The 8539-nt window shown below is 62.5% G+C and carries 7 protein-coding genes; 3 read left to right on the top strand and 4 right to left on the bottom strand.

Annotation, left to right across the window (positions count from 1 at the left end; translation table 11 throughout):
• Window positions 1-224: 224 nt before the first annotated feature.
• Window positions 225-1100, bottom strand: a complete 876-nt coding sequence (gene purU / locus QCE58_RS29350; protein WP_250436321.1) for a formyltetrahydrofolate deformylase — start codon at window positions 1098-1100, stop codon at window positions 225-227.
• Window positions 1101-1219: 119 nt separating this feature from the next.
• A complete protein-coding gene (locus tag QCE58_RS29345; protein WP_250521475.1) occupies window positions 1220-2131 on the bottom strand; it encodes a choline sulfate utilization transcriptional regulator in 912 nt (303 codons plus the stop codon).
• A 108-nt stretch (window positions 2132-2239) separates the two neighbouring features.
• On the opposite strand from QCE58_RS29345, the gene betC reads away from it, so the two are divergent.
• Window positions 2240-3775 carry a choline-sulfatase gene (gene betC / locus QCE58_RS29340; RefSeq protein ID WP_250502686.1) on the top strand — a complete coding sequence of 512 codons (1536 nt, stop codon included), beginning with the start codon at window positions 2240-2242 and terminating at the stop codon, window positions 3773-3775.
• 41 nt (window positions 3776-3816) lie between these two features.
• The gene (locus QCE58_RS29335) at window positions 3817-4764 is read left to right on the top strand and encodes a choline ABC transporter substrate-binding protein (protein WP_250521476.1); all 948 of its coding nucleotides are present in this window, start codon (window positions 3817-3819) and stop codon (window positions 4762-4764) included.
• A gap of 4 nt (window positions 4765-4768) precedes the next feature.
• Here QCE58_RS29335 and QCE58_RS29330 read toward each other — a convergent pair whose 3' ends face one another.
• The gene (locus QCE58_RS29330; protein ID WP_250521477.1) at window positions 4769-6085 is read right to left on the bottom strand and encodes a hypothetical protein; all 1317 of its coding nucleotides are present in this window, start codon (window positions 6083-6085) and stop codon (window positions 4769-4771) included.
• Window positions 6086-6358: 273 nt separating this feature from the next.
• On the opposite strand from QCE58_RS29330, the gene QCE58_RS29325 reads away from it, so the two are divergent.
• Complete coding sequence (locus tag QCE58_RS29325; RefSeq protein ID WP_008354137.1) at window positions 6359-7507, top strand: porin; 1149 nt, start codon at window positions 6359-6361, stop codon at window positions 7505-7507.
• Here the strand turns inward: QCE58_RS29325 and QCE58_RS29320 are convergent.
• The gene (locus QCE58_RS29320) at window positions 7504-8481 is read right to left on the bottom strand and encodes a GlxA family transcriptional regulator (protein ID WP_008354136.1); all 978 of its coding nucleotides are present in this window, start codon (window positions 8479-8481) and stop codon (window positions 7504-7506) included. The two genes, QCE58_RS29325 and QCE58_RS29320, sit on opposite strands and share 4 nt — an antisense overlap.
• Window positions 8482-8539 lie beyond the last annotated feature (58 nt).

The following is an 8539-nucleotide window of genomic DNA, read 5'->3' as shown; positions in this document are numbered from 1 at the left end:
GCGACGGCACAACTTGGAATCCCCCAAAACCATGATCCTTACCAACTCAACCCTTGACGCTCAATACAGTTGCTTTCTTTGCAGCAGCAAAGAAAGTGAGTGCCGCCCCGCACAGGGGCAGTGCTAATAGACCGCCACGAAAACGGGATCCGGCGAAACCCTAGCCAAGCGAATATGGAATCCAGCGAAAACAGCAAAGCAAGCTAACCCGGAGCGCAAAAACCTCACCGCAAAACCACAGTCCGCTCGCCATTAATAAAAACCCGCCGCTCAATAAACGCTTTAACCGCGCGTGCAAGCGCAAGGCACTCCACATCCCGCCCTGTCGCCAACAACCGCTCCGGCCCATAAGAATGATCGACGCGCTCGACTTCCTGCTCGATGATCGGTCCTTCATCGAGATCGTCGGTGACGAAATGCGCGGTCGCGCCAATCAGCTTGACCCCACGCGCATGCGCCTGGTGATAAGGCTTCGCCCCCTTGAACCCAGGCAAGAACGAGTGATGGATATTGATCGCACGTCCCGCCAGCTTGCGGCTCGTCTCGCCTGAAAGAATCTGCATATACCGCGCAAGCACCATCAACTCCGCGCCTGACGTATCGAACAGATCGAGCAAGCGCGCTTCCTGCTGCGGCTTGGTATCGGCGGTAATCGGCAGATGATGGAACGGCAAGCCATGCTGCTCCGCCAGATGCGCCAGATCCGTATGATTCGACCCGATGCCGACGATATCCATCTTCAACTCGCCCATGCGCCAGCGGAACAGCAAATCCGCAAGACAGTGCTCGAGCTTCGACACCATCAGCAGCACCTTCGGCCGCACGGCGAGATCGTGCATCGCCCACGACATCGCAAAGCGCTCGGCGATAGGCTCGAATTCGCGCTTCAGCATCGCGAGATCGAGCGCCTCCTCGGGCCGCGCGCCATGAAACACGCAACGCACGAAAAAGCGCTCGGAGAGATCGTCGTCGAAGACGGTGAGTTCGTCGATATAGCCGTGATGCCGCTCCAGAAAGCCGACGATCGCGGCGACCTGCCCCGCCGCGCTCGGGCACGAAACGGTAAGCACGAGTTGATCAAAGCGGGAATCGGCTGCCATGCGTGCTCCACATTCGAATGGTTGCAGCGCCGCGAAATGCGGCGAGCGTACGCGCTAGTAGAGCAAACGCGCGCGCCTTCCGGATAGAAGCGAACCGCCGCGCAAATAGTACGAAAGCGTCAGCCGACGACGTCGCATTCGTCCAGCAGCCACTCGCTGAACGCCCGCACCGCCGCCGACGGCTCGCGCGGCGTCACGAGCACGTAGCCCCGATCGGTGACGAGCGGGGCATCGCAGAGCGCGACGAGCTGGCCCGTCGCGATCAGTTCGTCGATGAGCGGCGCCCAGCCGAGCGCGACGCCCTGGCCCATCACCGCGGCGTGCGCGACGAGCGCGTAGCTGTTGAACGTGAAGCCGCCCTGCGTCGGCGGCGCGGCAAGGCCGTGCGCTTCGAACCACGCGCTCCATGAAAGCCAGCGCTCGGGCAGCGTCGGTTCGAGATGCAAGAGCGGCAGCCCGGATAGATCGGCGGGCGATACCCGCGCGCTTCTTCCCGCAATCAGCGCCGGGCTGCACACCGGCATCACGCGTTCGGCGAAGAGCTTCACGGCGCTCTGACCGCTCCATTCGGCATGCGTGTCGCCGAAGACGATGACCACATCGGCATGATCGCCCGATGCGCTCGGCAAGCTCTGCGACGTGATGATCTTCACGTCGACATCGGGCATCAGCGCCTTGAATTGCGGCAGGCGCGGCATCAGCCAGTATGTGGCGAAGCCGAAATCCGTCGACAGCGTGAGCGTGCGTTGCGCGTGACGCGAGCGAATGTCCGACGTCGCCGCGCGAATCACGTCGAGTCCCCGACGCACCGCATCGAAAAGACGCGTGCCGTCGTCCGTGAGCGTGACCCCGCGATGCCCGCGCTCGAACAGCGCCGCCCCGAGCGATTCCTCCAGCTGCACGACGCGCTGGCTCACCGCGGGCTGCGTCGAGCCGAGTTCGCGCGCGGCAGCCGTGAAGCTCGCGTGCCGCGCGGCGGATTCGAACATCAGTAACGCCTGCATCGGTGGCAGGCGGTCCGGCCGCGGCATAACTCCCCCTTATGAACGCATAACGTTTTGCTGTCTTCACAGCCGCGATTTGAACGGCAATAGTGACACCCAACGCTCAATCAACGATTCTATTCGAGGCACGCAGTCATGCTTGAGACGAAACAAAATATCCTTGTGCTGATGGCCGATCAGCTCACGCCCTTCGCACTCGCCGCATACGGCAATCGCGTGACGAAGACGCCGCGCATCGATGCGCTCGCGCGCGAAGGCGTCGTATTCGAATCCGCGTATTGCGCGAGTCCGCTGTGCGCGCCTTCGCGTTTTTCGCTTCTCGCGGGCAAGCTGCCTTCGAACATCGGCGCATACGACAATGCCGCCGAATTCCCGTCCGAAACGCTGACCTTCGCGCACTATCTGCGCGCCGAAGGCTATCGCACGATTCTCTCCGGCAAGATGCATTTCTGCGGCGCGGATCAGTTGCACGGCTTCGAGGAACGTCTCACGACCGATATCTATCCCGCCGATTTCGGCTGGACGCCCGACTGGCAGAACGCCGATGCGCGCCCGACGTGGTATCACAACATGAGCTCCGTGATAGACGCGGGCCCATGCGTGCGTACCAATCAACTCGACTTCGACGACGAAGTGACCTTCACCACGCGTCAAAAGCTCTTCGACATCGCGCGCGAGCGCAACGCGGGCAAGGACGCGCGTCCGTTCATGATGGTCGCATCGCTCACGCATCCGCACGATCCGTATGCGATTCCGCGCAAGTACTGGGACGCGTATCGCGATGAAGACATCGACATGCCTTCGTATCGCGATTCGCTCGATGCCTGCGATCCGCATTCGAAGCGCCTGCGCCATGTGTACGAAGCGGATCGCACGCCGCCGACGGACCGGCAAATCCGCAATGCGCGGCGCGCGTACTACGGCGCGGTGTCGTATGTCGACGACCAGTTCGCATCGATCCTCGAAGCGCTCGACGAGGCCGGTCTCGCCGACGATACGATCATCGTCGTCACGTCGGATCACGGGGAGATGCTCGGCGAGCGCGGCCTCTGGTACAAGATGACGTTCTTCGAAGGCGGCTGCCGCGTGCCGCTCATCGTGCACGCGCCGAAGCGGTTTGGCGCGCATCGCGTGAAGGATTCGGTCTCGCATCTCGATGTGCTGCCGACGCTCGTCGAATTCGCGCGCGGACAAGCGCCGCAAGCGTGGCCCGACAGCATCGACGGTCAAAGCCTCGTGCCGCACTTGCGCGAGACCGGCGGGCACGACGAAGCCATCGGCGAATATCTCGCGGAAGGCGCGATTGCGCCCATCGTGATGATCCGGCGCGGGCGCTTCAAGTTCATTCATTCGAGCGTGGATCCGGATCAGCTTTACGATGTAGAAGCCGATCCGTTCGAGCGCGAGAATCTCGCAAGCGATGAGCGTCACGCCGCGCGCGTGGCCGAATTCCGCGCGGAGATCGCGCGCCGCTGGAATCTCGATGCGCTGCATCAGGACGTGCTGAAGAGTCAGCGCCGCCGCCATTTCCATTTCGCGGCGACGACGCAGGGCACGATTCAGTCATGGGACTGGCAGCCTCACGTCGATGCGAGCCAGCGCTACATGCGCAATCACATCGATCTGGACGATCTCGAAGCGATGGCGCGTTTTCCCGCCGTCGAGCACTGACGCATCGATCGCATCCCCACAACACACGACAGGAATGCACCATGAAAAAGGGCTTCATCCACGCGCTCTTCGCCGCCGCGCTGGCTTGCGTGGCTTCGCATGCGTTTGCCGCCGAGCCGCAGTCCTGCACGCAGGTCCGCATGGCGGGGCCGGGCTGGACCGATATCGACGCGACCAATGCGATGAGCGGCATCGTGCTCAAGGCGCTCGGCTATCGGCAGAACGTCGCGAACCTGTCGGTGCCGATCACGTATCAGGGCATGAAGAAAGGGCAGATCGACGTGTTTCTCGGCAACTGGATGCCCGCGCAGGCGCCGCTCGTGAAGCCGTTCTTCGAAGAGAAATCGATCGACGTCGTGCGTCCGAATCTCTCCAATGCGAAGTTCACGCTCGCGGTGCCGGACTATGTGGCGGCGGCGGGCGTGCATTCGTTCGCGGACCTCGCGAAGAACGCCGACAAGTTCGATAACCGCATCTACGGCATCGAACCGGGCGCGCCGGCGAATCAGAACATCAAGCGCATGGTCGATGACAAGGCCTTCGGTCTCGGCGACTGGAAGCTGGTCGAATCGAGCGAAACCGCGATGCTCACGCAGGTGGAGCGGGCGGTGCGCGACAAGAAGTGGATCGTGTTTCTCGCGTGGGAGCCGCATCTGATGAACACGAAGTTCAAGCTCGCCTATCTCGATGGCGGCGACAAATACTTCGGCCCCAACTATGGCGGCGCGACGGTGAACACGGTGGCGCGCAGCGGCTACGAGCAGCAATGCCCCAACGTGAGCAGGCTGTTCAAACAGATGGCGTTCAACGTCGATCTGGAGAACGGCGTCATCGCGGATGTGCTGGAGAAGAAAACGAATGTCGATGCAGCGGCCACGGATGCGCTGAAGCGTCATCCGGAGCTGCTGAAATCGTGGCTGGACGGCGTGACCACGGCGAGCGGCGGAAACGGCCTGGAAGCCGTTCAGACCGCGCTCGGCGTGAAGTGAGGGATCAGCCGAGCTGAATGCTCGCGCGTTCCTGTGCGGCCATCACGACGGCGCGCATCGGCGTCTGGATCGCCATGAAGTGGAGCATCAGGCTGTCCGCCTGGTGCAAGTACCACGGCGTATTGATGCTCAGGCAGTCGAGGCCGTGTTCGAGCTTCCAGCCGAGACGGTCCGTCAGCAGATTCGCGATGATGGTCTGATCGCCGCCGTTCGCATAGGTGCTCGATTTGTCGGGCGCGGCGCTGACATGCTCGTGGATTTCGTCGACGAACGCGAGGACCGCGGGCTTGCGGCGAAAGCCGAGCACGCCGGCATTGATGATCCACGGCCCGATATCGTGCGCCGCGAGAATGTCGCGCCCGTCCAGCAGCGGATCGATCGGCTTGCGCTGATCGAAGAAGAGGATGTCGGCATCGACCCAGATCGCCCAGTCGTGATGCGGCAGATGCTTGCGCAGGAACCACGGCTTGAGCCAGGTGCCGGTCGCGCCGGGCACGCCTTCGGCGGGCGTCTGCCGATAGACGTAAAGCGTATAGCCGTGGCGCTCGCAATAGCGCCGCATGTTCTGCTCGGCGATCGCGCCGTACGCACGCACGTTGGGCGTGTAGTACGTGATGAAGGCGATGGACTTGCCGGGGTTATAGACGCTGAACTCTTCATGCGGCGTTTCGCTTTGCGCCGGAAGCTGGAACAGCGGTAGGCCCTTCTGCTGACAGTCGTTGATGTGTTCGGCGAGCGCGTTGCGAAAGCTCGCCGGGATGAAACCGTAGATCGCTTCCTCGCCGAGCACGATGGTCCAGAGGTTGGGGTACTGCGTCCAGATGGGATCGTAGCGCGGACCGCAGTGCATCGTAGCCATGATGCCGCCGCGTTCACCGTGCGGCTCGATGTAGTCGAGCCCTGCAAGCATCGCGATTTCGTTTTGCGGCGCTTTGCCGATCTTGCATTCCCCGATGCACCACACGATGAGGTTGCGCACCTCGACCGTATTACGCCAGATCTGCACGGCCGTCTGACGTCCGTCGTCGTTGCCGGAAACCGCCATGAGCGCGTGCTGCCTGCCTTCTGCGATGGGCTCGACCGGGAGCATGTTGAGCACGATGCAGTCTTCGCTCATGCAGACGAGCAGCGCCATCTCGGGCATCCGGCGCAAGTGAAGCAGGATCGCTTCGTACTTGAGCAACAAACGCTGCGACGGGCACGGCATGCCCGCCATCGAAATGCTCGCGTGCTCGTAGCCCATGCGGGCGGCGTAGTGCTTGTGATTGGTCAGGACTTCGGGTGCGTCGGTCTGATGGATGCTCAGGCAGCGGGTAGTCATGTCGTTCGAATCCGAAACAAGGCTTGAGTAATGCGGGTTTTTTACAGATTCCGAAGTATGCGAGCCGAGCCGTGCCGCGCATATCGGGCATGTCCGAAAACGAATTCGTTCTATTGACGCGAAACACGATGTTGCAGTAGTCGCAACTAGACAGATTTGCGTCGCACCGGGTCGAGCCGGCGCATATATGGACCTTTATTTTTACGACGTCGACGCGATGCTTCATCGCCTATTCCAACGCAATACACATCGAGACGAGCAAAGGACCAGCACATGAGAAAAAGACATGCCGCAAGGATCGCAGGCCTCGCGTTCGCAGCGGGCGCGGCGAACATGCCGATGACGGCGCACGCGCAAAGCAGCGTGACGCTCTACGGTATTCTCGATGCGGGCGTCACCTGGGTCAGCAACACGGGCGGCTCGCATGTCGTGAAGTTCGATGACGGCATCTCCTATGGCAACCGCATCGGATTTCGCGGCACCGAAGATCTCGGCGGCGGATTGCAGGCGGTCTTCGTGCTCGAATCGGGCTTTCATCTCGGCAATGGCCAGCTCGGCTTCGGCGGCGCGCAATTCGGACGGCAAGCCTACGTAGGCCTCAAGAACCAGTGGGGCACCGTCTCGCTCGGCAATCAGCTCGATATGACCGAAGAGTTCGTCTACCTCTACAACATCTCGGCGTGGGCGAGCGGCTACGCCATTCACCAGGGCGACTTCGACCGCATGAACGGCGACCGTCTGCCGAACTCGATCAAGTTCCTGTCGAACGACATCGGCGGCTTCACCTTCGGCGGCATGTATTCGTTCGGCAATCAGGCGGGCGACTTCCATCGCAACAGCGCGTGGAGCGTCGGCGCGCACTATGCGGCGAACACCTTCAACGTCGGCGCGGCCTATACGCAACTCAACAATCCGAACGGCATCTACGCGTTCGATCCGTACGCGATGATCGGCGCGCGCACCTTCCTCGGCCAGCCGACGGTATCGGTCGATCCGGCGACGGGGGCCGTCACCGATCTCTATAGCTCGACCTCGTTTCCCGTCGACAAGCAAGGCGCGTTCGCCGTGGGCGCGGCATGGACCATCGGCAACCTGATGTTATCGGGCAACTTCACCTACACGACGATCAAGGGCCTCGGCCAGACCTCGCACATGCAGGTGTACGAAGGCGGCGCGTCATACAGCTTCAGGCCGGACCTGAATCTCTACGGCGGCTATCAGCACACGCGCTTCGAAGGCAATCACTGGAATCAGGGCTCGCTCGGGCTGCACTATCTGCTTTCGAAACGTACCGACGTGTATATCTCGGGCGACTATCTGCGCGCGTCCGGTCCCATCGATGCAGTCATCGGCTACAGCTTCACGCCGTCGTCGTCGAATACGCAGGCCGACGTGCGCGTAGGCATGCGTCACTCGTTCTAAGCCGCCGCGAGCCGCGCGGACGGGACGGCGCGCAATGCGCTTCGATCCTGCCGCGGGCTCGTCTGAAAGCGCGCGCGATACGTGCGCGAAAAATGCGACGGCGATTCGAAGCCGCACGCGACGCACACCGCGAGAATCGACATGTCGGTCTGGTGAAGCAGCTCGCGCGCACGCACGAGACGCAGGCCGAGATAGAAGTGCGTCGGCGTGTCCTTCAGCGATGCGCAGAAGAGCCGCTCCAGCTGACGCCGCGTCACGCCGATGGATTCGGCGAGCGCATCGGGCGACAGCGGCTCTTCCATATGCTGCTCCATCAGCTCGATCACCTGAATCAGCTTGCGATTGTGGATGCCGTAACGCGCGGCGATCTGCATCCGCTGATGATCCGAGCGCTGCCGGATGCGCCCGAGCACGAACTGCTCCGACACTTGCGCCGCCAACTCCGCGCCGTGTTCGCGCGCGATCACGTCGAGCATCAGATCGATCGATGCCGTGCCGCCCGCGCATGTGATGCGCCGCGTGTCGATCTCGAACAGCTCCTGACTCGTCGCGATCGCCGGATAACGCTCGGTGAATGCAGCGGCCGCTTCCCAGTGCAGCGTCGCGCGCGTGCCCGCGAGCAGCCCGGCTTCCGCGAGGATGAAGCTGCCGGTGTCGATGCCGCCGAGCGTCGCGCCCGCGCGATCGAGGCGCCGCAGCCAGTCGCCGATCGCGCGCGTGTAGCGCGAGAGCGGCTCGAATCCCGACACGACGAACACGGTGCGCGCGTCGTTCACCTGATCGAACGCGCTTTCGGCGTTGAGCGTGATGCCGTTGCTCGCGGCGACCGGACCGCCGTCCAAGCTGAGAATGTGCCAGCGATACAGATCGCCCGCGAAGCGATTGGCGACGCGCAGCGGCTCGATCGCGGACATGAATCCGATCGACGAGAACTCGGGCAGCAGCAGGAAATGGAAATCGTGGGGCGCGGACATCGGATCGATTGGCAAGGCTCGTCGATGAGAGAAGCCGTCCACCCTAGCGCGCGCAAAA

The sequence above is a fragment of the Caballeronia sp. LZ028 genome, from assembly GCF_031451415.1.
GTDB lineage: Bacteria > Pseudomonadota > Gammaproteobacteria > Burkholderiales > Burkholderiaceae > Caballeronia > Caballeronia zhejiangensis.
This window is presented reverse-complemented; position numbering and strand designations above follow the sequence as displayed.

Bases quoted from the DNA above. Each gene is read 5' to 3' on its own strand.
- purU (WP_250436321.1), bottom strand. From the start codon at position 1,100: ATGGCAGCCGATTCCCGCTTTGATCAACTCGTGCTTACCGTTTCGTGC.
- QCE58_RS29345 (WP_250521475.1), bottom strand. From the start codon at position 2,131: ATGCCGCGGCCGGACCGCCTGCCACCGATGCAGGCGTTACTGATGTTC.
- betC (WP_250502686.1), top strand. From the start codon at position 2,240: ATGCTTGAGACGAAACAAAATATCCTTGTGCTGATGGCCGATCAGCTC.
- QCE58_RS29335 (WP_250521476.1), top strand. From the start codon at position 3,817: ATGAAAAAGGGCTTCATCCACGCGCTCTTCGCCGCCGCGCTGGCTTGC.
- QCE58_RS29330 (WP_250521477.1), bottom strand. From the start codon at position 6,085: ATGACTACCCGCTGCCTGAGCATCCATCAGACCGACGCACCCGAAGTC.
- QCE58_RS29325 (WP_008354137.1), top strand. From the start codon at position 6,359: ATGAGAAAAAGACATGCCGCAAGGATCGCAGGCCTCGCGTTCGCAGCG.
- QCE58_RS29320 (WP_008354136.1), bottom strand. From the start codon at position 8,481: ATGTCCGCGCCCCACGATTTCCATTTCCTGCTGCTGCCCGAGTTCTCG.